The organism is Rhodococcus opacus B4 (assembly GCF_000010805.1).
Lineage (GTDB): Bacteria > Actinomycetota > Actinomycetes > Mycobacteriales > Mycobacteriaceae > Rhodococcus_F > Rhodococcus_F opacus_C.
Genome location: NC_012523.1, coordinates 1 through 25,577, shown reverse-complemented (window position 1 = coordinate 25,577; position 25,577 = coordinate 1). Strand labels below are relative to the sequence as shown.

The window sequence follows — 25,577 nt, the reverse complement described above, 5'->3', positions numbered from 1 at the left end:
CGGGTTCAGTCCCGCCCGGCGTGGTCGCGGATCCGCGACGACAGGTCGGCGATCATCTCCGACGCCGCGGCCAGTGCCGCATCCCGTTCGCGCAGTTCGCGTTCGAGGTCGCGGCGCGGGGATCGGGGTCCGTCGGGGTGCGCTTCGACCCAGTTGCGCAGCGTGTTCGGGTGCACGCCGGTGGCTTCGGCGACGAGCTGGATCGCCCGCCAGCGGGAGGAGACCTCGTTCTGGAGGAGGGCGACACTCTTGACGGCGGCGGTCCTCAGTTCCGGGGAGACGTCCCGGTAGCGGCGTTGCGGGATCACGCGGCGTCCTCCTCACGGGCGGCGGTGTCGGTGTAGCGGGCGTTGGTGTTGTGGACTCCGGATTCGATCTCGGAGCGGGTGAAGATCACGTGCACCGGGATTCCGGGGGCGCGCGGGTCGTCACCGGTCTTGATCAGCACGTTTCCGGTTCCCGGCGGGGGCGGGGCGGGCTGGTCTTCCCGAGGCTGCTCACCGGTCATCGGCGGCGGGGACGACCACTTGGTGACCATGTCGGCTTCGGTGTCGGTGAAGGTGACCACGCCGTCGAGGCGGTCGATTTCCTTCTCCGGGATCGGGCCGATGATCTTCACCCGGGCGCGCTCGAGGAATCCGACCGCGCGGGAGGTGGTGGCGCCGTCGGCGGCGGTCTCGAGGTCCGCCATCGAGTGGGTGATCATCCACAGCCCGGTGGCGATCTGCCGGTTCAGGCGGGTGAGGGCATCGATCCGGTCAACCATGAAGGGGCCCAGTCCGAGCACATCCCAGATTTCATCCATCACCGCTTCGAAGAACCGTTGCGGAGCCAGGCCCGCGTCGGTCAGGGCGTTCGCTGCGTCGATCAGGGCGAATCCGTCCGACCAGCACACCAGCATCACCGCAGCTCGCAGCTTCTTGTCCCCGTTGGGGATGTGCGAGACATCGAAGCCGATCGCAGGGTGATCGAGACTGAGTGGATGGGTGGTCTGTCCGTTGAAGATCCGCCCGAACCGGCTCTTGGGGTTGACGAAGGCGCGCAGGGATCGGCGCAGCGGCCGCACCGCCTCGCGGTAGTCCTCGATGGTGTCGACTCCGGCGTCCTCGAGGAGCTGGGGGTGTCCCTCGATGATCAGGCCGAGCATGTCCTCGAGCAGCGGGGGCTCGTCGGGGGTGAAGCCCTTCTCGTCGAACAGGATCGCGATGGCCGAGCCGACGATCGACTCTTCCCAGTCCTCAATCGCTTGTCCGCGCCGCAACTCGATCAGGGCGCTCACGGTCTCGGTCTGGCGGCCCCGTAGTTCCTCGAGCCAACGCAGCTGCAGATCGGGGAACGCGGCCAGTCGCGGGATGATCGACCCGAGCACACCACCGGCGAGTGGGTTGATGTGGCCGAAGGCGTAGCCGACATCGACGACCGCGTCTGTACCGGCGACTTCCTCGACGATCTTGCGGTAGTCGGGTTTCTTGTCGGCGAGGAATAGCGCGGTCACCCCTTGTGCCATCGCGCCGAGAATCACTTTGCGGACGAACGAGGACTTGCCGTAGCCGTTGAGGCCCAGGACGAACGCGACCGGGGCGGTGATGAAGCCGCGGCGGAACCAGTTGAGCAGCCCGAACGAGACGGGGGCGTGGGTGACCAGGTGGCTGCCGATCACCGGGCCGACCGCGGGGGCACCTGCGCCGACGGACCACGGCCAGAACGCGCCGGCAGCGTGCACGCTCGTCGAGCGCAGTTCGGGTTGCTTGCCGACCGATGCGGCGCGGCCGCCGCCGGCACCGCGGTGGCCCCGATCGCTCAGCTTCGGGCCACCCGCGGTGGTGCTCTGCTCGGTGCGCTCGCGGGCGCTCGCGTTGCGGCGACGGTTGTCGTCGGTGCGGATCTTGAACTTCGCCCAGCCGCCGCCGATTCCACCGGCGTAGACACGGGTCTGATACTTGGCCCGCTGTTCGGGCGTCATGATCTCGAACATCAGTGTGCCGTCCTTCTTCTAGGCGGTCAGCGCCGACGGCATCGACGCGTGGTCGGGCAGCAGCACACCGATGCCGAGGGAGGCGGCGAATGCCGCGTCCTGGAACCGGTAGCAGCGGCGAATGTTGAGCTGGCACTGCACAGCCAGGTCGCCCACCAGGGCATCGATTCGGGGCATGTCGGCCTCGATCGGTTCGGTGACGGTGATGAGCAGCCCGATGCGGGTGGCGCCGTGTCCGCGGGCGAGTTCGTCGCGGGACCGTTCGGCGAGTTCGACGTCGATCTGGGCGGCGGCCGAGCTGATGCCCCGGTTGCGGTTCTGAGCGGCGACGATCGCGTTGCGGTAGTCGTCGTCGATGATCTTGACCGCGTCCGCGGCCCGGTGTGGGCGGTAGACGATTGCGACGCGCTTGCGGGGAAGGTCCGGGTGCGGGGCGATCAGACGTCGCAGCGTCGATTCGTCGACGGCGCTCTTCGGGCCCGCGCTCATCAGCCAGGTCACGGACCGGCCGCCGTCGTGCCAGTACTCTTCCCACTTGTTCTCGTGCGAGATGGGACCGGCGTTGTCCCAGGTGATCCCGTGGTCGTCGCCGGTGGCTTCGGCCCGTTCGATCGTCAGCTGCGATGCCGGGTCGAACGAGCGGCGCACCACCCCGGTGATCTCGGCGGCGGTCATCGGGCGTACCGCGACACCGGAGGCCTCGATGGCGGCGCGGATGCCGGGCAGACGGCGCCCGATCTCGACGGCCTGCGCACCGGGGTCCTTCTTGCGTTCGTCGGTGGTCGCGGCGAAGGTGATCGCCACGCGGGCCGCGAGTTGCACTTCGTCGCGGTGGAACTCGGTCGCGCCTTCGAACACCACGGCCTTCGCCAGTGCGGGGGCGTCGACGCGGGTGATGGCCCGGGCCTGAGTGAGCAGGGCGTTGCCGGTCTCGGGGACGGTGTCGAGGACCGGGACGATTCCCTCGATGTCACTGGTCAGACCCGCCGAGGCCAGGACGATCCCCCACTCCCCGACCCACTGGTTGACCAGCCCCCGGTCGACGGCCTCGTCACCCTGCGGCCAGGCGCGCATCACGATCGTGTACTGGTTCGTCTTCGGCATGTGGATCATGCCGAACCGGTAGCCGGCGCTGTCTTCGCCCTCGTACATCTTCGTCGGAGCCAGGACACCGGGGAGCTGCGATTTCCCGCCGGGCATCTCGGAGAACAAGCCGCCGCGGTAGATGTTCTCCTTACGTCGGAGTGCGCCGAAGAATTGCATTGCCAGAAGGGACCTTTCGTATCCGGTGAGGCCGTGACGTTTGAGGACCATGGGGACTACGGCCAGCAGGAGGACCCCGCCGGTGATCGCGCCGACTTTGAGGCCCCAGCGCATGAGCACGAGCAGCGAGATGATCAGCGTGCCGAGGATGAACCAGGTCACCGGCCCGGACAGGCCCATGACGCCTTCATTTCTAGGTGCCCGGCCGCCGAGATAGACCTGCGGTTCGCTGTTCGTTCGGGTCGCGCTCACCGATGATCACCACCGGTGGGCGGCAGCAAGGTCGGTGCGTGGTCAACGTCGCACGAGCCGGGATCGGCGGCGCGGAAAGCCTCTACCGGCGGCAACACGCCAGCTCGGTCGAGCTCGCACACGTCGGCGATCTTTCCGAGCTGGATTCGCGCAATCTCACTGGTCATCGGTATCTCCTGGTCATCGGGGGATGTTGTGGCGGCTGGTGGGGTGGGCGTAGTTGTCACCGGCGAGGTCACCGGCGGCGCTGTCGACGGACCGGCTGCCGCGGCCTCCTCCGGCTCCGACCCATTTGCTTGCCTTCGCGCCGCTGCCCTTCTTCGGGCCGCTGCCGGTATTCGCCCCGTTGCCGCGGGGCCCGCCTTGGCGGGGTCCGTGGGTGGACGGGGTGCCTCGGCTTCCGCTGTGGTTCCCGCGGCTGCCGCTGCCGTTCCCCGGGTTTCCGCCGCCGCCGACGAGACCGGGTGTGCCGCTTCCGCCGCCACCACCGGAGAATCCGCCTCCGGGCGGGACTGCCTTGCCGCCGGCGAGCTTGCCGCCGAGAGCTTTGCCGCCGGTCAGCAGGGCCGCACCGGCGAGAAGCGCCCCGGCGGTGGCCTTTGCCCCGGAGCCGCCGCTGCCGACCGCCGAGATCGCGGGGGTGATGATCCGCATCAGTGCCGGAAGGACGAGCGCCGTGGAGGCGAGCAGCGCGATTCCGATCAGCGAGTACTGGAACTGCCCAAGAGTCGGGGTCTGACCTTCGGGAACGTCGAGCGCGGAGGATTGGGTGGTCAAGAACGCCATCGCATACGCCAACGATGCGACCGGTTTGAACAGGCAGAACCCGATCACCCAGGCAAGGAGTTTGTCGTAGGACTGCGATCCGGTCTTGGTTCCGCTCGCCGCGGCCGCGACGGGCAGAGCGGCGACGGCCACGATGAGGAACCCTTGCCGGATCGGCATCAAGAACGCCTGTGCGAGAGCGCCGAACGCGCCGAAGAACCCGATGATCAGCATCAGTCCCGGCGCCATCCCGGAGTACGCGTTGAGGATCATCATCGACTGCACGGTCCCGGCGGGGTCGTTGTTCGAGGTCGCGTTGACCACCTCGACCGCGAACGCGTCACCGGCGCGGGTCGCGAGCGCGACAATCACTGACATCGTCGCCGCGGTGACCACCACACGGAACAGGGTCCGGAAGGTCTCTTCGGCCTGCTCGACCATCAGTTGCCGCCGGGCCGCGGCCAGCCGCAGTGACATGAATCCGATCGAGATGATCAGAAGGAACGACTGGATCCAGATCGTGTATTCGTTGATCTGAGCGAGAGGTCCGAACGATTCGAGGTCGGCGTTGGGAATTTTGATCCACCAGGTGATCGCCATGATCATCGCCTGCGACATGCCGTCGATGATCGAGGTGACGATCTTGCCGAACTGCGAATCCCACTGCTCCTGAAGCTGTTCGCTCGCGAAGTCCTTGACCGCGCCGATGGGGTTGCCGTTGTTGTCGCAGAGGCTGCCGGACAAGTTGCCGACGACGTCGCCGGTGCTGGGCAGGCCCGGGATGTTGACTCCGCCGAAGCCGGGGATCAGCTGGCCGAGTCCCTGGCCGGCGACTTCCACGCCCTGGCACACCACCGACCGGTCCTCGCCGGGTTTGGGTTCGGTGTCCTGCGCAGCCGCGGTGGTCGCGGCTCCGAGCACGATCGCGAGGACAACCGCCAGGGCGGTGAAGATGCGGGTCAGTTGGCGGCCCATTGGGTCCACCCCCCGAGGTTGCTGACCTCTTTCTGCCCGCCGTAGAGATCCGCGGTGAGCTTGATCTGCCAGTCCCCGTCGCGCCACAGCAGTTCCGCGGACTTCGAGACCCAGCCGGTGCGGCTCTCCTTGAGCATCGCGTACTCGACCACCGCGTAGTCCGGCCGCTGCGTGTCCCACTGAGTGACTCGGTAGGCATCGACACGGAAGTAGGGCAACAGGGCCCGCTCGTCGCCTCGACCGGATGCGATCGCATCGGTGGCCCGGCGCAGAAAATCCTGGCGCAGCTGCTCGAGCGGGTCGCTGTCGGGGACGACCCGGTCGGCGTAGAACTCGGCGGCACCGGCCATGGTGGCGCCGCCGCGGGTGTAGAGCTGAATACCGGCCAGTGCCGCACCGCGGGGGGTCTGGGCGAATCCGGTGGCCATGCGGCCGTCGATGCCGGTGGGTCCGTCGCTGGTGGAGAACGGCAGCGGGAAGCTGCGGATCTGCTGCCACTGCAGACCACCCGGGGCGCCGGTGATGTCGCTGGCAGGCTTGCGGGAGTCGGTGTCCTGATCGAGGGCGACACCATCGGGATTCGGCGGGACCTCGACGCGGCGGCCGAGCTCGTCGGTGAACGGAAGCCCCCAGTCGGCGCGTTCGCTCTGCGGAGCAAGGGTGACCGGCACCTGGCCCTCGGCGGTGTCGTTGTCGTCGCGGGAAGCGAAGTACGCGACGCCACCGCCGGCGACGACGACGAACACGAACACGGCCGCGAGCCAGAACGTGAAGCCCAGGCCGTGCTTCGAGGTGGCGGCCGTGCGCCCCCGCCGCCCCGACCGCGGCCGCTGGTCAGCGGCCGGGGAGCTGTCGGGCTTGTGGTCAGTGCTTTCGGTGTCTTCAGTGGTCACGGGGTGCCCTCCTGGTCGCTGCACGCGGCGGCGGGCGCGGCGAGAGCCACCTCACGGCCGGTGTCGTAGGTGGCGGTCTGCGGGTCGTAGACGTGGACGCGGGATGCGGATTCGTCGGCGGCCGGGAGCTGGAGCTGCCAGTCCGTGCCGGTCCACACGACCGTGGTGTCGGTGATCGCGGCCGACTGGTCGCAGAACGAGGTGCGGATCGAGATGTCGGCACGCTCATCGGTGTAGTCGGCGACGACATACCCACCCAGCGTCGGGGCTTCGGCAGGGTCGGCGGCAGCGGTGACACTGATCTGAGCGCGGCTGACGGCGAACGCGTCACGTTCGGGTCCCGGTGCGAGGCCCTCGTGAACGACGGCGGCCCACTGGTCGTCGCGGGCGACCGACATGCGCACGGTCTGATGAATCGCTGCCAGGGCGGCACCCTGCGGGGTGTGCGAGAACCCGGACACCGCCCCGTTGCCCGTGTTGCGAGTGGGGCCCTCGTCGGCGAACGGAAGCCAGATCGACTGGAAGCGGTCCCATTCGATCTGTGCGGGCGGGGTGGTCGGGTCAGGCGGCGCCGGGGTGGTGACCGAGTCGGTTGCGGTGGTCTCCTCAGTGGAACCGCAACCAGCGATCATCGGCGCCGCCGCGGCGGCAGCGGCCAGGGACGCTGCCGCCAGGCGGGTTGTGATCATCAGATGGTCCTTCCTTGTCAGAACGTCAGGAGAGCTGCGGCGATACCGCTGCCCGCCGAACACAGCACCGCGGCGCCGAGCGTCATCCCGATTCGAGCGGCGGGTTCGGATTCGTACGGGTTCTGCTGCTTGTTCCAGGCGAACAGTCCGCCGTACCAGACGAGGCGAATGGTCAAGATCGCGAAGATGATCCACATCACGTAGCGGCCGAGCTGGAGCAGCGGCTCGGTCACCGCCTCCGAGGGGATCCACATCGCGACGACCGTCATGACACGACCGAGGCCATGATTCCGCCGGCGCTGGCCGCGATCACGCCGCCGACCAGGGCTCCGGCGATGATCTTCGGCGACTCGAGCGAGCCACCGTTGAACTTCTCCCACCCGAACTTCCCGCCGCCGTAAACCAAGGCGAGAACGCCGGCGAACATCACCACCCACGACGCCCATCGGCCGAGTTCGAGCAGCTTCTCCGACTTCGGCGGCGGTTCCGGCGGGAGTTCGATCCCCTGTGCCAGCACGCTGATCGTGTCGAGTGTGCTCTGTAGCAGCATCATTCGAGTTGTCCTTTCCCTTGTTGTTCCAGGCCCGAGTCAGGTGCCCGGGTGGAGTCGACTGATGATCGAATTGCGGAGCGCCCCAGCGATCTCTGCGATTTCGCTGGGAACGGCCGTCGGGTCGTCTGCTGCGCGTTTCTTGTTCTCCGGTACCGGGTCGCGGTGCGACCAGACCGGAAGTTCTCGCGGATCGCGAACGAGCGTGAAGTGCTCGATCCACTCGATCCGCCACGTGGTCGGGGCCAGGCCTCCGACGATCTTTCGGGTCTGGTCGATCTCCCTCGGGATCTTGCGGCCGGGCCGGTCCGCGATGGTGATCAGACCGATGAGCGTGCTGTTACCGGCCATGCCGGAAACGTGCTGGCGGATCAGGTCACCGGCCTTGTCCAGGGAATCGACGCGCTCGCGGGCGACGATCGCCACGAAGGGTGATTCCCCCTCGAACGGTGCCGGCCACTTCTGACCGCACTCGCTCGCGAAGTCGAGGACATGACCGAGCGTGCTGATTCCCGCGCCGCCGTGGGCTCCGAGCAGCCACACCAGCGGTGCCGGGCTGCCCAGCCCGCGCGGTACCGGCCGATCCCAGATCTCCGCGACCCTGTTCGGGGTGCGGACGGGGATGCCCGAACCGCTTGTCTGCGGCTGTGACCAGCGGGAGAAGCTGCGTGCCGACATCATCACTGCCGACCCTCGGCGGATGCTGTCGCCCGCCGAATCCGGTCGTAGGCACCGACGGTGGCGGCGCGAAGCTCCCAGCTAGCGATCTCCAACCCGGTGGCCAAATGCGGGTCGTAGGGCACCTCGAGGGTCGCGCGCACCCGGCCCGACAGATATCCGACCAGCTCGGCCGGGTCGACATCCGGTTCGGCGGAATTCTGGTGCGAGATGACTACGACGGTGTGCTCGAACACCGACTCCCCGACGGCGTTAGCGAGCAGGTCCAGGTAGCCGCGCAGCCGGTTGAACGCATCCGCCCGGGCCTGCACCACCAGTACGAACACCGCATCCGCGTCTTCGCGCAGCCGGACGCACTCGCGGCTGCCAAGCGCATCCGCCCCCAGGTCGTAGACCGCGGTGTCGACGTGAGACCGCAGAAGGTCAGGCACCCGATGTACGACCGGGTCGTCGAACCGACTGTCGCCGCGGTCGACGACCCGGGCCCCCGCCGCCGACAAGGGCAGGTCGCTCACCAGCGCCTCGGGTTCCACGGATTCGATGAGCGTGTCGATCGTGGTGACGAGGTCCTCGATGCTCGCGCGTGATCGCAGGTCACCTCCGGTGACGGTGAGATCGACCACCGCCACCGAGGAGCTGGCGTCGTGGGTTGCCCATGCCCCGGCGATGCCGATAGCGGTCGTTGTGGCTCCCGCTCCCCCGCCTACGCCGGTGACCAGTACCAGCGGCGGAGCTGTTATCGGCGGCTGCGGCCACACCGGTGTGTCCGCAGCCTCGCGCTGCGGGTCCTGGTCTCGGGGTGCGGGTGCCGGGTGCTCGGCTGGTGCCGAACTGGCCGGGCTGTCGGCCCCTCGCAGCGGCACCACCGCTGCCGGGGGCAGGTCCGTTTCGGGCTCCGGCTCCTGGTTGAGCCATTGCATCCATTCGGGTTCGGTGCTCATGATGCCTCTCCGATCGACGTGATCACGTGACGTCCATCGACCACTCGTGTGGTGATGGCTTGCTGGGTGTAGGCGACTTCTTCCCCGCTCGGCTGGCGTTCGCGCAGCGTGACGAGGAATCGCTGCGGCTCGGCCGCGCGGATGGTCACGCAGTGCTCCGCGCCGGCGGGAATGTAGGTGTCGATGGCGCTCTGGAGCAGGTTGGCGGGCTCGACACCGACGGCGTCGGGGGCGACGACGGCGCGTGCCGCTTCTCCGGATCGCTGCACGTAGTAGGCGAAGTCGAACGCGAGGATCGCGGCGGGGCCGGAGTCGGTTCCACCGGGGCCGTTGCCGATGATCACGCCGTCCACGGCTGCGGCCGGATCGCACCAGGGGCGCGGGGCCGCTGAGGTCAGTGGAGCCGTGGTCGGCTGCGCGGTCACGGCAGCAGCGGTAGGCGAGCTGTCTTGCCCACCACCGAGCGCCCACACGCCCAGGCCCGCCGCGACCGCAGCCGTCGCGGCAGCGGACCCGAGTCCGGCGACTGCGCGCGGGGAAATCCGGTGCCGCGTGGCCGCGGCCACGGAAGGTGTCGGTGCGGGCGCTGCCACCGGCGGGGCCTGGTCCACGGGTAGGTCCGGGGTGTGTTCGGCGGGGTGCTCGACGGGCGAGGTGTCCGCAAGGGCCGCGGCGGGGGTGAAGGACGGATACCAGCGGGTCAGCTCACCAGCTGTGGGATCAGGCCTGCGGAAGTTGGTATCTGTCATCATCGAATCCCTTTCTGTGCGAATCCGGTTCCCCGGACGAGGCCGTCCGGGGAACCGGGTCGGTCATCCGGCAGCGACCGGGCTGGTCGACGTCGGACGCGCACTCGTCGCCCCCGACGACGCGGGGGTAGTGGACGAACTGGTTCGCGGAGCCGTGGTGGTTTGCGAGGTCACCCGCGGTGTGGACGTCACCGACGACGAGTCGGTTCCGGCCGCGACATCCTTGGCGAGAGCAGCGAACCACTCGGCCACGAACTGCGCCGCGGACTGCCCGGTGGCGGTCACCGGCGTCGACCCGTAGGAACCGTGCGCACGCACCGTGTTCCAGTACTTCGTCAGCGCTGTTGTCGACACCAGGTCGGCGTTGTCGCTGATGTTGTCCTTGACCACGTCGAACGCCTGCCGAGTGAGCCGCGACGTCGTCGCAGGGGGCATGAGCTTCGGAATCGCCCCCACCAACTTCGTGGCGAACAACGCGACGCCGGCAGCCGGATTCGCGAGACCGACCGTGGCCAGCTGGGCGATGTTCGCCGGAGTGAGGACTTCCTTCGCGACCGTCTTGACGGCGTTAAACCCGATCGTGCCGACCTTCAACACCGCGCTGATCGCTTCCTGCGCGGTCGGCATTTCCGTGCGCGGGTCGGAGGCGATCGCCACCCGCTCCGACAACGACTTCTTCGGGTCGATCGACAAGTTCGCCAGCGTGGTGCCCTGGATGTCCTCATTGATCACCGGCACTGCCGTCTTGATCGTCGTCAGCGCCAACGCCTCACTGATCGAGGTCAACGACTGAATCGGATCCCCCGACGAGAGCTCGCTCTGACCGGCGATATTGGTCACCGCCCGCATGATCGGCGCGTTCGCCGGTGCATCACACGAGAGATCGCCCGGCTCGCAGATCGACGCCACACGCCCGGTGAGGGACCCGTAGGCAACTGCGGTGTCCGCGGTCGGTCCGATACCGCCGCCCTCGGGAGTCGCCTGCGCCGGGGCCGAGATCTTCCCGACCTGGGCGCCGGTCGTGCCCGGGGCGGGCTTCGGCGACGTCTGGCCTGCGGCGCCGGGGAACAACGGCGAACCCGGTGCTCGCGTCGGATCACCGAACAGTGCCACCCCGACGAGTTTGTTCGCCGGAATCGGCCCCTCACCGGCGCCGACACGCTTAGCGAACATGCTCATCACGTGCGCGCCCTGGGAGTATCCCGCCCCGGTGAACACCGTGTTCGGGCACGCCTGCGCGACCTCTGCGGCGGTGTCGATGAGGTTCTGCAGGCCCTCCTCCACCGACTGCGAATACGGCACATTCGCACCGGGCACCGCGCCACCGAACCCGGCCGGATACGGCACATAGGCGCGGCCTGCGAGGGTGTCCCCCGCAGAATCGGTGGTCTTGACCATCATTGGCATGAAGACCTGCGAGAGCATGCCGGTGTCGAGTGTCGCCGGAGTGTCCGGGGACGACTCCCCCGTTCCCTGGATCCCGAGAGCGAACAACGCCGGGCACGAGTCCCCGACCAGCTCGCTCGCCGGGCCGGCGGGCGCGGCATACGCCGTTCCCGCCGACCCGATCCCAATCACAGCCACTGCCGCTGCCGCGGCCACCCGGGGAAGTAGTTTCATGTGGTCACCCCGCTCAGGCGTTCAGGCCGTTGACGACGGCGCCAGCGAACGCGGCCGCCTGCTCGATCACCGGTGCGGCCGCGGCCGCCGCGTTCGTCCCGGCCGATTCCACCGAGGCGACGACCTGGTCTCCGCCCGGCTGCGTCAGCGCCGCGTCACGGACCAGGGCAGCTGACGCATCAACTCGCGGAGTCGCCTGCTCGACGTACGCCGGTGCCAAGGCCGCGAAATCCCGAGCCTGCTCGACAACTTCGCTGCCACCGGGAACGGCCTGAACCTGCTCGACAACAGCGGAGGTCTGAGCCGACACCGCCGCGGTATCGACCACCGGGGGTGTCCACAGGGGCTCCGGAGTGGCTTCGGGTGCCGGTTCAGGGGCGGGCTCCTGAACAGTCACGTCCTGGCCGCCGAAAACGGTGGCACCAGCCACCGCGCCGCCGACACCACCCAACCCGGCGCCCAGCACGAAAGCGGGTGCACCGAGGACGACCGCCCCGGTACCGGCGCCGATCGCCGCACCCGGGCCGACGCCCCATCCGCCGGTCGGAGCGGTCACAGCCGCACCGATACCTGCACCGATACCTGCGCCGATACCGGCACCGAGCGCGGCGGCAGGCACAGCCAGGCCGGTACCGACGATTCCCGCGCCGAGCAGGCCGCCACCGATCGCACCGCCGGTGATCCGGTCCGCCTGTGGTGCGTTCACGCCGGCGTCGGTCAGCGCATTTCCGGCGTCGGCCTGCACTGCCGCGATCGTGTTCGTGATCCGGTCCCGGTCCTCATCCGGCATCCAATCCGGCTGCTCGAGCAATCCGGCACCGGTGAAGATGTACCCCTCCGGTGCCTCGACCGGCGCGATCCCCTTTCGCTCGACCATCGGCGGAGCCGGGACGGGCTCAGGTTCGACGACCGACGGAGCCGACTGGGTCGGTTCTTCGACGTACGCCTGCTGATACGAGGGCGCCGCGTCGTAGTCGGTGGTCTGCGGAGACGACCACTGCGCGTACTGCGGTGCCTCGTACTGGGGCTGCTGATACCCGGTCTCCCAATCCGAGTACTGCCGCCACTCCGAGTTCTGCACATTCGGCGACGGCGTGTACCCAGGCAGGTAATCCCGTGACTGCTCCGGAGCCGGGGCAGACGTTCCGGGCTGGCTCCCACCACCGGTCCCCGGCTGACTGCCACCACCGGTGCCCGGCTGCGACGGAGCAGCCTGCGCCACACCCGCACACGCCACGCACAACGCCACAGGAACCGCGCACCACACCGCGGCCCGCTCCGCCCGCCGACGATGCCGGCCCCCACCTGATCTACTCATCACTACTCGCTTTCTCTCGAAGGAAACGCCGTTGCGGTGCACCTCTGTGCAACCGCAGGTGCCGAAGGCGAATCGGAAATATGTGAATGACAACAACTTTGGAGACCTGGGCAGGAGGCTGACTGACCCTCCACCGGCCGTGGGGCGAACGGTCAGGCAGGCCAGCCAGGGAAGGCCCCGCCGAGACCGAAGAGCAAGGTGATCAGAAAGACGAGAAACATCGCGAAAATCCTTAATGGAGAATCGAATTGAAGTCTGTCAGTGATCTAGACGACGGGCTGAACGCCGACCCAGGGTGACGAATACGGCACTAATGAGTGGCCCGCGGGACAGGTCGAAAACCCAGGAAGGCCGATGCTGTAGCACCTGTGACCAGGTGCCCGACCAGCGCAATGTGCGACGACGCCAAGTGGCCGCCCGGACTCATTCATCGAGATCGGAACGTGAGGAACGGACTCGCTGGAATCCGCCTGTAACGAAAACGGGGCAGCGGTACGATTAGTGGTCGGGTGGATCTGGGCACCCAAAGACATCGGAGCCTCCAACTGGGTACAGAAATGGCCCGCGGGGATCCGAGATCCTGCGGCGTGGACGTTTACGCGTTGAAACGCTGTGGGGAGTAGAACCCCAGGTGCGGGCGAGGACGCCAATCATCACCGCACCTGGGGTTTTCTGCGCAGCACAAGTTGGCCCGCGTGCGAGCCACGAGCTGCGAAGTGAGACCACTGAGCGGTGACTTGGGCAGAAGTTCAACCGCACAGTGGAAGTCTTGGGGATTCGGAGGTTGGCCCGGAGCGAATGAGCCTGAGCCAATTCGACTTCAGAAACTCGTCGAGTCGAACCGCTGGTCGCCGCGGTGGTGACCTGGAAAGTGTGGTCAGAAGCACGCGATGGTGCGGCTCTACGCGAGCCACACCATGTGTTAGTTGCTTCCGACACGATCGCCCCTGAGAGTCCAAAGGGCACACCAAATAGACGGTGTGCAGCACCTTTTGCGCTACAAGCGGACCCGACGTGTACAAGGCCGCAGGACTCCCCGGTGGGGCGCGCGAAAGGATCGTAAACCGCGGCAGCTTCTGTGCGCAACCTATTCACGCTTTTCATTCACGCCCCTTCCTGAGCGAGTCCGCTAGAAGCAGCTAAGATTAGCGCAACAATAACACGCAACTATAAAACGCGCTAGCGCATGATGGCACTCCGGGAAGGGCAACAATGGTCGGATACAGCAGTGGTCGGACCCCGGGAGTTGATGAAGTGCCTCGCAGCGGAGTCAGAGGATTCCGGGGTGACAAGCTCCGCGAACAGCGAGTGAAGGCGCGGCTCACGCCGGACGATCTCGCGGCCCGAATCGGTACAACTCGTCAGGCAGTCTCGACCTGGGAAACTGGACGGTCAAGGCCGGCACCGGAAATGCTTGGCCTTCTTGCCGAAGCCCTAGATACATCAATCGCTGTGCTCGTGCCGATCCCGGCGGGCAAGCTCAGAATGAGCGACCTTCGAGTGCGGGCAGCGCTGAATCAACGAAACGCAGCCGCCCGGCTCGGAATCGGGGCCACTACGTTGGCCGAGGTCGAGAACGGGGTAAAGCCTGTCCGCGATGACCTTGTGCCCAAGATTGCCGAGCTCTACGGGGTCGATAAGCGGATCGTTGCAGAGGCATGGAAGCGCGGTCATGAACATCGAGAGACACGCGCGAAGAACCTATAAATAATCACGCAACTAAAGCACGGATTCTTCATCTCTGAGAGCGTTCGACGGCGTGTCTTCATCGTTATCGGTCCAACTTGTGACAGGTTTGGTGCTGCAGATTGGAGTCCGATGTGGACGGTCGGGGTCAGGGAAGGAGAAGGGTATGGGAAACCCATACAAGGGAGACCGAACTCGCGTAACCAGCAGAGTCCCTGACGTGGTGTTCGAGGAACTCGAACGTAGGCGGATGGCAGCGGGCGTGAACATGAGCCAATTCCTGGCAGATCTTCTCGCAGCCGCTACCGGCCATACCCAGCTCGTTCAGGAGACCAACCAGGAGGTGCTGAAACTTTCCGCGTGAACGCGATGGCGGCCTTGAGGCTGCACAAACGAACACACATTACGTAGTGCATCACACCAACTAACCAAAAAACCCCCGACCGGGCAGGGCCGAGGGCATTGGGTCTTTGAAGTTGGTTGAGAAAAGAGTTAGCCGCTCGATTCTCTGTACTGCTTATCCCCGGAGGGACTGTCTCGTGGACAGAGCCCAGGGTATCTCACGCCCTGATGCAGGTCTAATAACTCATGCGCGTGTCACCCCGCCAAGTGGTGACCCAGATAGCACACAACTGCTCTACAACACGTGCACTCGCGTGTGGTCGCCGCGGCGGCGCGTTCGCGTCGACCCGGACCGAAAACACAAGTACGACGCCTCTATCTCCATGCCCCTGCAGCAGCCGGAATTTCCCTGGGCGGTCTATCTCGCCAGCTCAGATCACCGCTTTCGGCTTCTCGTGTTCGACTTCGACACCTCCCGTTTTGGCGCCGATCAGGCTCGTGCCGATTCGGACCGCCTCGCCGCACACCTCGACGACTTGGGTGTCCAGTTCCTGCGTGCGCACTCCGGGCCGACGGGCGGCCAACACATCTGGATCCGACTTGGCGAGGACGGTGCCGACCCGGCCGCGGTCGGCGAACTCAACCGCGTGCTCGTTCAGCACTACCCAACCTTCGACAAATCCCCCCTGAGAAACCCCGATAAGGGGGTTGTGCGGCCTCCAGGGGCACCACACCGCAACGGTGGACGGTCCGTTCCCCACCTGGCCGGCGCCGAGCTGCAGCAGGCTCTCGAGCGCGTCAGCCGCGGGACGACGCCGGAAGTCGTCAATTGGCTCCTCGCGCGGCACCCCCATGTCGAGCCCGCTACACCGCCCGAAGAACATCGACGGCCGCGGATCATTGAGGATGCGGCGGGTCCGAGACTCGACCGACCCCGGCGGCCGCTACCCCACCGAACTGCGGCTTTGCTCGCGACGGTGCCGTCGAAGGGGGCGGACCGAAGTGCCCTCGCGTACACCATCCTTCTTTCCATGGCCCGCGCCGGACACACACTCGACGACGCCCGCGCCGCCGTTGCCACCGCCCCAGGTCTGATTCGGCTTCGTGAGGACGCGGCCCGCGGCCGCGACGACACAGAACGCCAATGGTCCCGCGCCCTCGCCCGAGCCGCGACCTTCACCGCTGACCCCGGCCAGGCACCCCGTGAACCGATCGACGACGACCTCGACACCATCGAACATGCCCTCGCAGCGACAACAGCGCACTGGGGCCGGCGAGGAGGAGCAAGTGACGAGCGGATCCTGCACGCACTGACCGCGCTAGCGCGCACCGCCCGGACTCGGGTCCTCGACATCGATTGCCGCCGCCTGGGACAGACCTGCGCTCTCGACGCGTCCACGGTCTCGCGCAGGCTTCGTTTGCTGGCACGGGAAGGCTGGGTCACGCTTGCCACTCCAAGCGCGGGGACGCGAGCTGCACGGTGGACCCTCAACCTGCCGCCTGATGTGGGCGTAGAGATTACTTCTCATGCAACACAAGGGGAACCCGCCCCCGCTTCTGGGCCCGGGCTTACGCTCCTCACCCATCACGCCCACGATCTATGGAGTCCCCCCCGGTCCGGCGGCCTCGGCGCTGCAACCGCACGCGTCCACTGGTTCTACCGATCTGGGGTCGATAGCCTGACCGGCTTGTCGGAGAAGACTGGTTACGGCACCGAGTACATCGAACGAGCACTGACGCGCTTGCACTCGGCAGGACTGCTCACCTCAGAGGCCACGGGCGAGCAGTTGCTCCGGACGCTCGAGACCGTCGCACAGACCCGGGGAGTTGCCGGAATCAACGCCCGCCGCGCCGCACGACACCTAGTAGACCGAGAGCTGTTTACCTGGTGGAACGAAGAGCACCTGTGGCGCGCCGCGCGGGGTAAAAAGAGCGGGGCACGTCGGACTACCTCGACCGGAATGCTGGCGCTACCGATTTCGGCCCCTGCCCGAGTCCGCTACGGCAGGTTCCCCACCCGATCGAACGGAAGGGCTGACTACCCCACCGCCCGAGCCGTGGTGTCTCAGATCAATTCAGCCGTGCGGGCGGCCGCATGACAACCAAACCCAGTGGATCGACGAACAACGCTGCGGCTGGGCATACACAGGCCCAGGCAGGACTCGGCGCCGCCAGCGCGGCACTCACTCCCCGGCCGCGGATCCCGGCTAGGTTATCGAGCATGAGGCGCCCAACCACCTCGACACGTAACCCACAGTGCCGCACGCCCCGGACTCCGTGCCGCACCGCTGCCGACGTCGTAGCCCGGTTCGCTCAGGGCGCGAAGACCGTCATCGTCGACTCCCCGCCCGATCAGATCCTCGAACTCCACGACCTCATTGGCACCGGCACCCTGCGGATCACCGGCACCTCACGCGTCCGCATCACCACCAGCACACCGCAACAACAGACACGGTCGCCGGCCATCGTCGTCACCGACGCGGCCCAGGTGCAGCTCGAAGGACACTCTCGCTGCTACGCGTACACCACCGCCATCATCGAAGCGTTCGACGACACCAAGGTCGAAGCCCGCAACAAGACCACCGTCTACGCAGTCGACCGAGCCAAGGTTCGCGCCACCGACGAACCCACGATCTACGCCTACGACCAGGCCACCATCCACGCCGACGGACACACCACCGTCCACGCCACCGACAACAGCCGAATCCTCCTCCACGACAATCCTGAGTTCCGCAGCTCGGGTGTGGGCAGGTGACGCGGATTGTGGTGGTGACCTGCGGGAAGGCGCGTTTGGCCGGTGACACGGTGTGTCACTAGGGGTGTCGGGGTGCGGGGTTCAGCCGGCGGTGAGTTCGAGGATCCGCGGCGGGGGTGTGACGTCGAGGCGGGTGAGGATGCTCCGCTGCGCCGGGGTGAGCGCGGTGGTCTGGCGGTAGGTGCCGGCGGGGCCGGTGAAGTGGCCGACGTGCAGGCGCTGCAGCTCGCGGCGGGTGGTGGTCCAGGTCTGGTCGGTGGTGGTCTCGACGATGCGGATCAGCAGCAGCGCCAGCCAGCACAGCAGGACGTGGGCGCGGATGCGGTCCTCGAGCCGGTGGTGGACCGGGCGCAGGTCGAGGATCTGTTTCATGTCCCGCCAGCCGCGTTCGACCTCGAGTAGTTGCTTGTAGCCCAGGGCGATGTCCTCGGCGGACAGGTGGGGTTCGTTGGTGCGCAGCAGGTACTTGCCGTCGAGCTTGGCCTCCGCGGCGATCGCCTTCGCGTCGACCCGGAGCAGCCCACCCGGGGTGACGCGCAGGTAGCGGTTCAGGCCCGGCTTGGTGGAGAGCACGCCGCGCAGTTCGGCCCGCTTGGTGACGGTGAGCTTGTCGGTGTCGGCGATCGTCTCGCGCAGCCGGTCGAGCATGTCGGCGCGGACGGCGGCGTCGCGGACCGCCGTATCGGGGTTGTGGGCGATCACGAACCGCTCGTGGTCGCCGAGGCGGACCTCCTTCACGCGCAGGCCGTCGGTGACGTCGCGGTAGCGGCCCTGTCGGGACAGCGCGGCGGTGGCCTCGGCGGAGCCGGAGCGCAGTCGCTCGCCGAGGATGTAGCCGCCGCCGGCGCGCTGGAGGTACCGGCGGTTCTCGGCGGAGGCGAACCCGCGGTCGGCGACCCAGACGATCCGCGAGAGGTTCCAGTCCCGCATGTCGGCCTTGACCTGCCGGATCAGCGCCGAATCGGTGGTGTTGCCCGGCCAGGACCAGACCCGCACCGGGATGCCGGTGCGGGTCACGGCCATCCCGATCACCACCTGCGGCAGGTCGTCGCGGTGGTCCTTCGATTTGCCGTATGCCCGGAACCCGGCCTGCCGCACCGCTCCCGCCGGCGGCTCGAGACTGCCGGACTCCTCATCCGTGCCGGCGCCGGGATCGCGGGCGGGATCGTCGGTGACGTCGACGAGGTGGCCGCGGGTGTCGCGCCAGATCGGCGCGTCGGCCTCGTCGGTCTCGAAGTAGGTGGAGGTGGTGTCGAAGAACAGCAGGTCGACCTCGAGGTTCAACAGATCCGCCACCGATGCGTACACGGTGCGGGCCAGCTGCTCCTCGGCCCCGACCAGCCAGTCCATCGCTCGGTAGCAGGCGTCGTCGCTGGTGGCCGCCAGCCCCGGAATGTGCACGTCCTCGCCGATCCAGGACGCCGCAGCCAGCTTCGACGACGGCGCCAACGCTCGGTTGGCGACGAGTGCGAACAGCACCCGCTCGGTGGTCTCGGCGTCCCGGCGGGTACCGCCCAACAGCCGGCGAATCGCAGTGCCGATCCCGAGCCGGGACCACAGGCCGTCGAGCGCCCATGCCCCGCCCAGCGGGCGGGACTCGCAGAACGTCAGCCCCTCACCCGGCTCCGACGCCCCGGACAACGCCGGGGTGTCCAGCAGCCGGGCCAGTGACGCGATCAGCCGCTCGATTCCGGCCCGGTCCACCTCCTCGGCGCGGCCGAAGTTGTAGAGCACCTTCATCTTCGACGACTTGCTTGCCGGATCCCATTGATTGTGTGCCAGCTGCAGGTACCGCACCGTGGCGCCGTCCTTGTTCCGCCGTGACGATGTCCTCACGAACATGTCACCGGACATTACCAGAGAACATGCTCGTCATATCGGTGAAAATGACAAAATCGTGTCACTAGGACTTTCGGGCTGTGTCACCATCGCGCAGGCCGCTGACCTGCACGCTTATCTTTCGGCATGTCCCGGTAACCCGATTAGCTGCGGAACTCGGGACAATGCCAACGTCACAGCGCAACGAGGTGTCACCATCCAAGGCCCAGCGCGCACCAACACTCGGATCCGTCAATGATGGTTGCGAAGGCCAAATCGAGAACTGGCGCCGGGCCGGCACCCTGTGATCGCGAGCTAGCGACGGAGAGTCATCGGTGTCCCGGCTACGGCGCCGCTGACACGGTGACAAGTGCACCCATCGTGTGCTGGTCGAAGGCCATCAACGAGACCTCAAGGTGCAATGGCTTCCACTCACCATCCAGCCCGCGGAAACGAATAACACCGGAGGTGCTACCACGCGCAAGGTCGGCAGAGAGACGCCTTGCAACCTCGACGTCATCAGGGTGCATCGCCGGCGTCGGCTCCCCTACCCCACCTTCCCAAGCAATCCCGGGCATCGGGTTGCCTCGCCATTTGAGCAGGCTCAGCTTCTTGTGATCCACGTAGGCCAGGTACTCACCAGGCTTCAACTTGGCGTCCAAGACGCGATGTTCCAGAATGACCGGCGGCGGCGCAGTCGGCACATCGTCTGCCGGGCCGATGTCATGCGTAACACCCCTCAGAATCACGACCTTCCGATCGCTGTTCGGATCGGGCCGTTCCTCGACAGCGCGGCACGAGAAATGCGCAGCACGGCGGGCGCCATCGTCGCGTTTGACCGTCCATACCGCTTGGTGTTCCATCCCCGGGGTCGACTTAACGATCTTGGCTAGTGCGTGCCCCTCGTCGACGCCGGTATCCAACCTGTCGAACGCCCCGGCCATTGCAGCCTCAGATCTACGATTCTCGGGCGCTACCCCATAAAGGTCGAAAAGATCATCGCTACCACTGACTTTGAAGTCGGTTAGATTGAAGTACCAGGCTCCAGCAGGATCACGTTGTGCAACCTTCTCCTCAGCTGATCCGACCCACAGATAGATGGCGTGAAGTCTGCCCTCAAATGTGCAGAGGGGGTCCGCGATAACCCGGCGCAGGCCGTCACTGGAAAGCCTGTCAATCTTGGTCGGGTGCGCCATGACCTCGGTGATCGCCGAAGTCGCATCTGCAAATGACCGCCTGCTCTTGATCACTTGCTCCAACGGCACGAAGGGCTTGGGTGTACGGCCCTGCCCCACAATCGACGGCACCGCGCCCCCGAACGTACTTACCAGCAACCACTTTGTCGCCATCCAAAACCTCCCCGACCGAATGAACGAGGAGATCCTAGCCTGTCCGGATTGAACGCTGTTCAGGTCGAACGTCCAGCTACGCACCAAGCTTCTTCAGGGCGGGCAGGATGGACAGATAACGCGCTCCGAGCGTTCGCGTAACCATGTCGACCGCTCTGGCGTCTGCGCCGATCAAGACGCGCGCAGACCCGCGCTGAACGCCACGGAGGATCGTCCGAGCGGCGACATTCGGATCTGTTCTCGCGATACGCCGCTCGAATGAATCAGCGAGTTCGGTCCCGTCTACTCCTGCCGCGTGCCTAGCAGTGCGCGCGATGGTGGTCCGAATGCCACCTGGGTGAACGCAGGTCACCTTTACCCGATGTCCCCCGAGAACCATTTCCTGGCGGAGCGACTCAGTGAAGCCCCGTACGGCGAACTTGGCCGCGTTGTAGGCGGAATACGACGGAGCGGCCATCAACCCAAAGGCCGAGGAGATGTTGACGATGTGCCCTCGATCTGAGCGCATCACGTGTGGAAGGAAGGCCTTCGTTCCGTTGACGACTCCCCAGAAGTCAACGTCGACCACTCGCTCGTAGTCCTCGAAGGTCGTGTCCAGGACGTCGCCGGCAAAAAGTACGCCGGCATTGTTGATCAGAGCGTCAACTCGGCCGAATCGAGAAGCGACATCTGTTGAATGGGCGAGTACGGCAGCTCGGTCCGTCACATCGACAACCGACGTATAGATGTCTCCGGGGCCGTCTGCGCACAGGTCAGCGGTAGCAAGCAGTTGAGACTCCGACGAGTCTGACAGCGCCAGATGTGCGCCAGATTGAACGAGCTGTAGAGCTAGCTCGCGTCCAATTCCCGCCCCGGCTCCTGTTATTGCGACGACACGACCCTCGAAGTAGCCCATCTGTTCCCCTCGTTTTCGGGCGGCGTCCCTGCTTTTACCCTATCCAACGTCTATGGGTCCATAGTTCTATCGAAACTGTCGTCGCCGCACTGTGATGACTCTCATGCACTTTGGATGCTTCACGTCGGGACGATCAGCTTCGCCCTACCTGCGTCCACACTGGTGCCCTTACCTACGACGGTGGGGCACCAGCTGTATGTGGTGGCACTGCGATGGGAGTTCGAAGACCTGGCCCTTCGGCTCAACACCGGCGACTACGCCCCAGTCGGCGAGCTCCGGGCACCGAGAGCCTCCTCCAGCCGGAGCCTGCATCCTGTGCAACGTGGACTACTCGCCTGGCAGCGTGAGGCGGTGGGTTGCGTGCAATGGCACGCAATAGGCCGGGCCCCGTATTGGCGTAAACGGGGAGCAATGCCGTTGCACGCAACGACGGCCACGCAACGACGGGCGTTGCGCAAGCATTGCGGGCAATAGCTGAATTCGTTGCTTTACCGGTAATGCCAGCAAAGCTGGCTGATGCGAGGGTTGGACAGCATGCACGGCCGGCTGTATCCCACCGATTCGCTTATAGCAAGCATTACAAGCAAACCAAGCATTGCTGGCTTCCGGAGAGAAGCAGTCCATGACGGCAATGAAAGCAATACCGGCATACCGCATCTGAACTGCATAAAAGCATTGCAAGCATTGCTGGGCACGACGACACGCCGGGAATAACAGTAATGCTTGCAATGACCGCGTTGCCGGTAACATGTGCAATACCAGCAACGCTGGTAACGCCTGCAACACCTGCAACGCAGGTAATCCTGGCGTTGCAGCAATAGCCATCGTTGATGGCAATGCCAGCATTAACAGTGAAACCCGCTCCGGGATAACGAGGGAGACATCGATGCCACCACCTCGCACGCACGTAGTCCCGCAACGCGATGCGGTCGCGTTGCATCGAGTCACCGCAGTAATCAACGGGAAGGGGGGAGTGTTCAAGACGACCCTGGCCGCGAACATCTCTGGTTTGCTGGCCGAGTCTGGTTACAAGGTCCTTCTCGTCGATCTCGACCCGCAGGGCAATATTGCGGAGGATCTCGGCTACACGTACGGCGAGATCGACGACGAGGGCAAAAATCTCGCGCAGGCTCTATCGTTCGGTGATCCAATCACCCCGGTCCGCGATATTCGCCCCAACCTCGACATCATCCCGGGCGGAACGCATCTGTCGATGGCTACCGCCGCGCTGGCCTCGAAAGCGACGAAAGACCCGCTAGGTGCAAAGTTGGCCCTCGCGACGGCTCTGGCGCCGCTGGCAGGCGAGTACGACATGGTGCTCATCGACTGCCCTCCCGGCGACGAGACACTGCAAACTGCTGCCGCTGCGGCCGCAAAGTGGCTGCTCGTCCCGACGAAGACAGACGGGTCGAGCCGCAAAGGCATGGCAGCCGTCGCGGCCCGCCTCACCTCGGTCATGGACGTCAACGAGGAGCTGGACCTCCTCGGCGTTGTCCTCGTCGGTGTGGGCGCGAACTCCACGTCCGTACAGAGAACGGCTCGTGAAGGAATCGCCACGGCGTTCGGTGGGGACGCCGACGACGTCGTGTTCGAGAAGATGGTGAGGCATTCAGAAGCCACAGCGCTCGCGATCCGGGAGCGGGGAGTGCTGGTCCATGAGCTCGACGACGTCGTCCAGAGCGGACCGAAGTGGTACGAAGTCGTTCGCGGTAGTGCCAAGGCCCAGGAGCACGCACCAAAAAGCGCGAAAGAGGTCGCCGCGGACTTGCTGGCCGTATGCCAAGAGATGGTGCAACGCATCACTGAGGCTGAGGCCTCGGAGGTGGCGGCATCGTGAGCGCAACGGATCGAGCTATCACGGGGCTGCCGCCGCGTTCCGGGGCGTCCGCGCGAGCTGCGACCCCTGATGTGTCAGCGCTGAGGAGGCAACGCAACAAGGCTGCAACGGATCTGACATCGACGGCTGCGGCCGCGCAACAGCCGGCCGAACCGGAGAAGAAGCCGAGCAACAAACCGACAACCGTCTACATCGCCCCAGACGTCCTGAAAGAAGCGCGCCTGGCATTCAAAGCAACGCAGTCCGCCGAGGCCGACCGCAACTGGTCGCACTTCGTGGAGAAGGCGCTCGCCGCCGCAACACAGCGCCGCGCCGCGCAACACAACGACGGCAACGCGTTCGAGGGGGAGGACAAGCCCCTCCCACCCGGCCGTCCGCTCGCTGACTAGCAAATAGATGAGGCCCCTGCCGTTTGGGTCGGCAGGGGCCTCGTTCCGACCGGTACCCCGTGGAAGGAAGACCAGTCATGAATGACCTTAGTATTCGAGCAGCACGAATCCAGGTCCGCGCGCTGATTGCGGCTCTGATCGTTGCGATTTCCATTGCAATTGGCATCACCACAGGGGCCTTTGTGTTGTCCTTTGCCGTGCAACGCGACCTCGCGTTGCAAGCCGGGATCCCGCACTACCTCACCTGGATCTTCCCGGCCATCGTCGACGGCGCAATCCTCGGCGCAACGATCGCGGTTGTTGCGCTGAGCAAGATCAGTGGCCGCGCGACAGGAAAGCGGTTCTTCCTCTGGCTCGCCGTCGTCGTGGTCTTCATCAGTGTCTTCGGCAACGCCTACCATGCCCGCCGAGCCGGGGAAGAAGCTGCCCGCAACGTCGCGGCCGGCATGGACCTGGGCTTCACACCGCTGACGCCGACAGGCGCATCGCTCATTGCGATCATCCCGCCGTTGCTGGTGTTGGCGTTCACCCACGGTGTCGGCATCCTCATCAAGGCAATCGGTACAGCACACACCGAGTACAACGCCCTATGCAACGACATCGCCAGCAGGTCGGTTGAGGAGCGAGAGAGCTCAGGCGCAGTCAGCACCCGGCTAAACCCGCAGGTCCCAGACCCCAAGGCCCAGGACAGTTTCAGAAGCATTAACAGCATTACTGGCAATGCCAGCAATGCTGGCGTCGATATCGATATCGATGTCGATGCCGCAGAAACCCAGGTTGCGGGAGTGCGAACGTCACGCGATGCAACGAGCGACGACATTGCGGAGGCGTGGCCTACCGGCGTTGACCGTTGCGATGGCGAAGATGACGTCGTTGCAGAGGTCGTTGCGGACGACCTGGACGTTGCGTGCAACGAGCTCGCAACGGCCGAGACCGAGACCCCGGTGTTGCCCGATGAGCTGCAAACCACGGAATACCTGCTCGCCTTCATCGAGTCGAGCAAGCTCGATCCGATGGTCAAGGAGACCGCCAGACTGAAGATCGAGCATCCAGACGCAACGTTCGCAGCACTTGCGGAGGCGACCGGGGAGAAGTGGGCGAGCACTGCATTGCGCCGTTACAACAAGGCCAAGGACCTCGCAGTTGAAGCCGGATTCCGTACCCCGCCACTCCCGCTTACCGACGAGGCAACAGACAACGGCAGCGACGAATCCGAATCGACACCGTACGAGCTGGTAGGTGTCCGCTAGAAACTCTCGGCAAGGGGGCAGAGCTGCGGATGCCTCGCCCCGACAGATCCGAGGTGCGTGTCCGATAGGGTTGACCCATAGTTCACGACCGGGTCGAGGCATTGTCGGTTCGGAACACGCTCGGGTGGGGTAGGGGAGAGACCAATGACATTTCGGCAGAACGCTGTCCGCACGGTTGCAGTCAGCGCCGCCACGGCCGCGATCGCACTCGTTACCAACGCGGTTGCAGCGGCGGACGTTCCGCCGCACACGCCGGGAATCATGGGTGACGACATCGTGCAGCTCGATAACAGCGGGCCGTGCAATGGTCCGATCCACGTGGATTTCGAGACCACCGCGGCCCGGCCAGGAAATCTCTCCGTTCTGCTCACTCCGCGAGGCAGTTTCGGGGCCCGCCCGGCATGTGCGACGAATATTCAGGTCGATTGGATCAACGGGATCGCCCCGTTCACACACACCCTGCGCGTTCCAGTGGACAACGGGACCACCAGGATCGACGTTCCCACGGGTGCCGGCGTGAGCCTCGTCAACGTCTCGAACTTTCCGCTCCGGGCACTGGCGATCAGCAGCTACGTCCTGGTCCCATAG

General features: G+C 65.9%; 25 protein-coding genes. 7 read left to right on the top strand and 18 right to left on the bottom strand.

Annotated elements, in window-relative coordinates:
- Positions 1-5: 5 nt before the first annotated feature.
- The 14 genes from ROP_RS39900 to ROP_RS39840 all read right to left on the bottom strand — a co-directional run bounded on the left by ROP_RS39900 (position 6) and on the right by ROP_RS39840 (position 12,668).
- Positions 6-308: a transposase gene (locus ROP_RS39900; protein WP_012691841.1), complete on the bottom strand. Its 303-nt coding sequence runs from the start codon at positions 306-308 to the stop codon at positions 6-8.
- Entirely contained in the window at positions 305-1,975 is a 1,671-nt protein-coding gene (locus tag ROP_RS39895) for a hypothetical protein (protein ID WP_012691840.1), read from the bottom strand. Before ROP_RS39895 ends, ROP_RS39900 begins: the two co-directional genes overlap by 4 nt.
- A gap of 18 nt (positions 1,976-1,993) precedes the next feature.
- Complete coding sequence (locus ROP_RS39890; protein ID WP_012691839.1) at positions 1,994-3,490, bottom strand: SCO6880 family protein; 1,497 nt, start codon at positions 3,488-3,490, stop codon at positions 1,994-1,996.
- Positions 3,487-3,657: a hypothetical protein gene (locus ROP_RS43350; RefSeq protein WP_012691838.1), complete on the bottom strand. Its 171-nt coding sequence runs from the start codon at positions 3,655-3,657 to the stop codon at positions 3,487-3,489. The genes ROP_RS39890 and ROP_RS43350 overlap by 4 nt, the downstream gene beginning before the upstream one ends.
- Before the next feature lie 13 nt (positions 3,658-3,670).
- The gene (locus ROP_RS39885; protein ID WP_012691837.1) at positions 3,671-5,230 is read right to left on the bottom strand and encodes a hypothetical protein; all 1,560 of its coding nucleotides are present in this window, start codon (positions 5,228-5,230) and stop codon (positions 3,671-3,673) included.
- Positions 5,215-6,123: a hypothetical protein gene (locus tag ROP_RS39880; protein WP_012691836.1), complete on the bottom strand. Its 909-nt coding sequence runs from the start codon at positions 6,121-6,123 to the stop codon at positions 5,215-5,217. Before ROP_RS39880 ends, ROP_RS39885 begins: the two co-directional genes overlap by 16 nt.
- A complete protein-coding gene (locus ROP_RS39875; protein WP_012691835.1) occupies positions 6,120-6,812 on the bottom strand; it encodes a hypothetical protein in 693 nt (230 codons plus the stop codon). Before ROP_RS39875 ends, ROP_RS39880 begins: the two co-directional genes overlap by 4 nt.
- Before the next feature lie 17 nt (positions 6,813-6,829).
- On the bottom strand, positions 6,830-7,081 hold the full coding sequence (locus ROP_RS39870) for a hypothetical protein (RefSeq protein WP_012691834.1): 252 nt from the start codon (positions 7,079-7,081) through the stop codon (positions 6,830-6,832).
- Complete coding sequence (locus tag ROP_RS39865; protein ID WP_005561382.1) at positions 7,078-7,362, bottom strand: hypothetical protein; 285 nt, start codon at positions 7,360-7,362, stop codon at positions 7,078-7,080. Before ROP_RS39865 ends, ROP_RS39870 begins: the two co-directional genes overlap by 4 nt.
- 39 nt (positions 7,363-7,401) lie before the next feature.
- Entirely contained in the window at positions 7,402-8,043 is a 642-nt protein-coding gene (locus ROP_RS39860) for a DUF6668 family protein (RefSeq protein WP_050785294.1), read from the bottom strand.
- Positions 8,043-8,981, bottom strand: a complete 939-nt coding sequence (locus tag ROP_RS39855) for a MinD/ParA family ATP-binding protein (protein ID WP_012691831.1) — start codon at positions 8,979-8,981, stop codon at positions 8,043-8,045. The genes ROP_RS39860 and ROP_RS39855 overlap by 1 nt, the downstream gene beginning before the upstream one ends.
- Positions 8,978-9,730 carry a hypothetical protein gene (locus tag ROP_RS42350; protein ID WP_012691830.1) on the bottom strand — a complete coding sequence of 251 codons (753 nt, stop codon included), beginning with the start codon at positions 9,728-9,730 and terminating at the stop codon, positions 8,978-8,980. The genes ROP_RS39855 and ROP_RS42350 overlap by 4 nt, the downstream gene beginning before the upstream one ends.
- Before the next feature lie 63 nt (positions 9,731-9,793).
- Positions 9,794-11,350 carry a cutinase family protein gene (locus ROP_RS39845; protein WP_012691829.1) on the bottom strand — a complete coding sequence of 519 codons (1,557 nt, stop codon included), beginning with the start codon at positions 11,348-11,350 and terminating at the stop codon, positions 9,794-9,796.
- A gap of 13 nt (positions 11,351-11,363) precedes the next feature.
- On the bottom strand, positions 11,364-12,668 hold the full coding sequence (locus ROP_RS39840) for a hypothetical protein (protein ID WP_231869165.1): 1,305 nt from the start codon (positions 12,666-12,668) through the stop codon (positions 11,364-11,366).
- A 1,212-nt stretch (positions 12,669-13,880) separates the two neighbouring features.
- Here ROP_RS39840 and ROP_RS42345 point away from each other — a divergent pair.
- Complete coding sequence (locus ROP_RS42345; RefSeq protein ID WP_012691827.1) at positions 13,881-14,375, top strand: helix-turn-helix domain-containing protein; 495 nt, start codon at positions 13,881-13,883, stop codon at positions 14,373-14,375.
- Positions 14,376-14,574: 199 nt separating this feature from the next.
- Positions 14,575-14,718, top strand: coding sequence for a hypothetical protein (locus tag ROP_RS43345; protein ID WP_155755974.1), 144 nt, complete (start codon positions 14,575-14,577; stop codon positions 14,716-14,718).
- A 409-nt stretch (positions 14,719-15,127) separates the two neighbouring features.
- On the opposite strand, the gene ROP_RS43340 is transcribed toward ROP_RS43345, so the two are convergent.
- Positions 15,128-15,550, bottom strand: a complete 423-nt coding sequence (locus tag ROP_RS43340) for a hypothetical protein (protein ID WP_158306537.1) — start codon at positions 15,548-15,550, stop codon at positions 15,128-15,130.
- 1,367 nt (positions 15,551-16,917) lie between these two features.
- Here ROP_RS43340 and ROP_RS40655 point away from each other — a divergent pair.
- Positions 16,918-17,451 carry a hypothetical protein gene (locus tag ROP_RS40655; protein WP_012691825.1) on the top strand — a complete coding sequence of 178 codons (534 nt, stop codon included), beginning with the start codon at positions 16,918-16,920 and terminating at the stop codon, positions 17,449-17,451.
- Positions 17,452-17,532: 81 nt separating this feature from the next.
- Here ROP_RS40655 and ROP_RS39815 read toward each other — a convergent pair whose 3' ends face one another.
- The 3 genes from ROP_RS39815 to ROP_RS39805 all read right to left on the bottom strand — a co-directional run bounded on the left by ROP_RS39815 (position 17,533) and on the right by ROP_RS39805 (position 21,513).
- On the bottom strand, positions 17,533-19,293 hold the full coding sequence (locus ROP_RS39815) for an IS1634 family transposase (RefSeq protein ID WP_043827578.1): 1,761 nt from the start codon (positions 19,291-19,293) through the stop codon (positions 17,533-17,535).
- Between the two features lie 320 nt (positions 19,294-19,613).
- A complete protein-coding gene (locus ROP_RS39810; RefSeq protein WP_012691823.1) occupies positions 19,614-20,618 on the bottom strand; it encodes a GAF domain-containing protein in 1,005 nt (334 codons plus the stop codon).
- Between the two features lie 76 nt (positions 20,619-20,694).
- Positions 20,695-21,513 carry an SDR family NAD(P)-dependent oxidoreductase gene (locus ROP_RS39805; protein ID WP_012691822.1) on the bottom strand — a complete coding sequence of 273 codons (819 nt, stop codon included), beginning with the start codon at positions 21,511-21,513 and terminating at the stop codon, positions 20,695-20,697.
- Between the two features lie 886 nt (positions 21,514-22,399).
- Here ROP_RS39805 and ROP_RS39800 point away from each other — a divergent pair.
- From ROP_RS39800 to ROP_RS39785, 4 genes are all read left to right on the top strand, one after another.
- Complete coding sequence (locus ROP_RS39800; RefSeq protein ID WP_012691821.1) at positions 22,400-23,350, top strand: ParA family protein; 951 nt, start codon at positions 22,400-22,402, stop codon at positions 23,348-23,350.
- A complete protein-coding gene (locus ROP_RS39795; RefSeq protein WP_012691820.1) occupies positions 23,347-23,739 on the top strand; it encodes a hypothetical protein in 393 nt (130 codons plus the stop codon). The genes ROP_RS39800 and ROP_RS39795 overlap by 4 nt, the downstream gene beginning before the upstream one ends.
- Before the next feature lie 77 nt (positions 23,740-23,816).
- The gene (locus tag ROP_RS39790; protein WP_012691819.1) at positions 23,817-24,989 is read left to right on the top strand and encodes a DUF2637 domain-containing protein; all 1,173 of its coding nucleotides are present in this window, start codon (positions 23,817-23,819) and stop codon (positions 24,987-24,989) included.
- A gap of 144 nt (positions 24,990-25,133) precedes the next feature.
- Positions 25,134-25,577: a hypothetical protein gene (locus ROP_RS39785; RefSeq protein WP_012691818.1), complete on the top strand. Its 444-nt coding sequence runs from the start codon at positions 25,134-25,136 to the stop codon at positions 25,575-25,577.

Coding starts and splice junctions, on each gene's coding strand:
- ROP_RS39815 (WP_043827578.1), bottom strand. CDS start 19,293: ATGTTCGTGAGGACATCGTCACGGCGGAACAAGGACGGCGCCACGGTG.
- ROP_RS39860 (WP_050785294.1), bottom strand. CDS start 8,043: ATGATGTCGGCACGCAGCTTCTCCCGCTGGTCACAGCCGCAGACAAGC.
- ROP_RS39875 (WP_012691835.1), bottom strand. CDS start 6,812: ATGATCACAACCCGCCTGGCGGCAGCGTCCCTGGCCGCTGCCGCCGCG.
- ROP_RS39840 (WP_231869165.1), bottom strand. CDS start 12,668: ATGAGTAGATCAGGTGGGGGCCGGCATCGTCGGCGGGCGGAGCGGGCC.
- ROP_RS39895 (WP_012691840.1), bottom strand. CDS start 1,975: ATGTTCGAGATCATGACGCCCGAACAGCGGGCCAAGTATCAGACCCGT.
- ROP_RS39865 (WP_005561382.1), bottom strand. CDS start 7,362: ATGCTGCTACAGAGCACACTCGACACGATCAGCGTGCTGGCACAGGGG.
- ROP_RS42345 (WP_012691827.1), top strand. CDS start 13,881: ATGGTCGGATACAGCAGTGGTCGGACCCCGGGAGTTGATGAAGTGCCT.
- ROP_RS39870 (WP_012691834.1), bottom strand. CDS start 7,081: ATGACGGTCGTCGCGATGTGGATCCCCTCGGAGGCGGTGACCGAGCCG.
- ROP_RS39790 (WP_012691819.1), top strand. CDS start 23,817: ATGAATGACCTTAGTATTCGAGCAGCACGAATCCAGGTCCGCGCGCTG.
- ROP_RS39805 (WP_012691822.1), bottom strand. CDS start 21,513: ATGGGCTACTTCGAGGGTCGTGTCGTCGCAATAACAGGAGCCGGGGCG.
- ROP_RS43350 (WP_012691838.1), bottom strand. CDS start 3,657: ATGACCAGTGAGATTGCGCGAATCCAGCTCGGAAAGATCGCCGACGTG.
- ROP_RS40655 (WP_012691825.1), top strand. CDS start 16,918: ATGAGGCGCCCAACCACCTCGACACGTAACCCACAGTGCCGCACGCCC.
- ROP_RS39845 (WP_012691829.1), bottom strand. CDS start 11,350: ATGAAACTACTTCCCCGGGTGGCCGCGGCAGCGGCAGTGGCTGTGATT.
- ROP_RS42350 (WP_012691830.1), bottom strand. CDS start 9,730: ATGACAGATACCAACTTCCGCAGGCCTGATCCCACAGCTGGTGAGCTG.
- ROP_RS39810 (WP_012691823.1), bottom strand. CDS start 20,618: ATGGCGACAAAGTGGTTGCTGGTAAGTACGTTCGGGGGCGCGGTGCCG.
- ROP_RS39785 (WP_012691818.1), top strand. CDS start 25,134: ATGACATTTCGGCAGAACGCTGTCCGCACGGTTGCAGTCAGCGCCGCC.
- ROP_RS39885 (WP_012691837.1), bottom strand. CDS start 5,230: ATGGGCCGCCAACTGACCCGCATCTTCACCGCCCTGGCGGTTGTCCTC.
- ROP_RS39855 (WP_012691831.1), bottom strand. CDS start 8,981: ATGAGCACCGAACCCGAATGGATGCAATGGCTCAACCAGGAGCCGGAG.
- ROP_RS39800 (WP_012691821.1), top strand. CDS start 22,400: ATGCCACCACCTCGCACGCACGTAGTCCCGCAACGCGATGCGGTCGCG.
- ROP_RS43340 (WP_158306537.1), bottom strand. CDS start 15,550: ATGGGGGTGCCGCGCGAGGAGCCAATTGACGACTTCCGGCGTCGTCCC.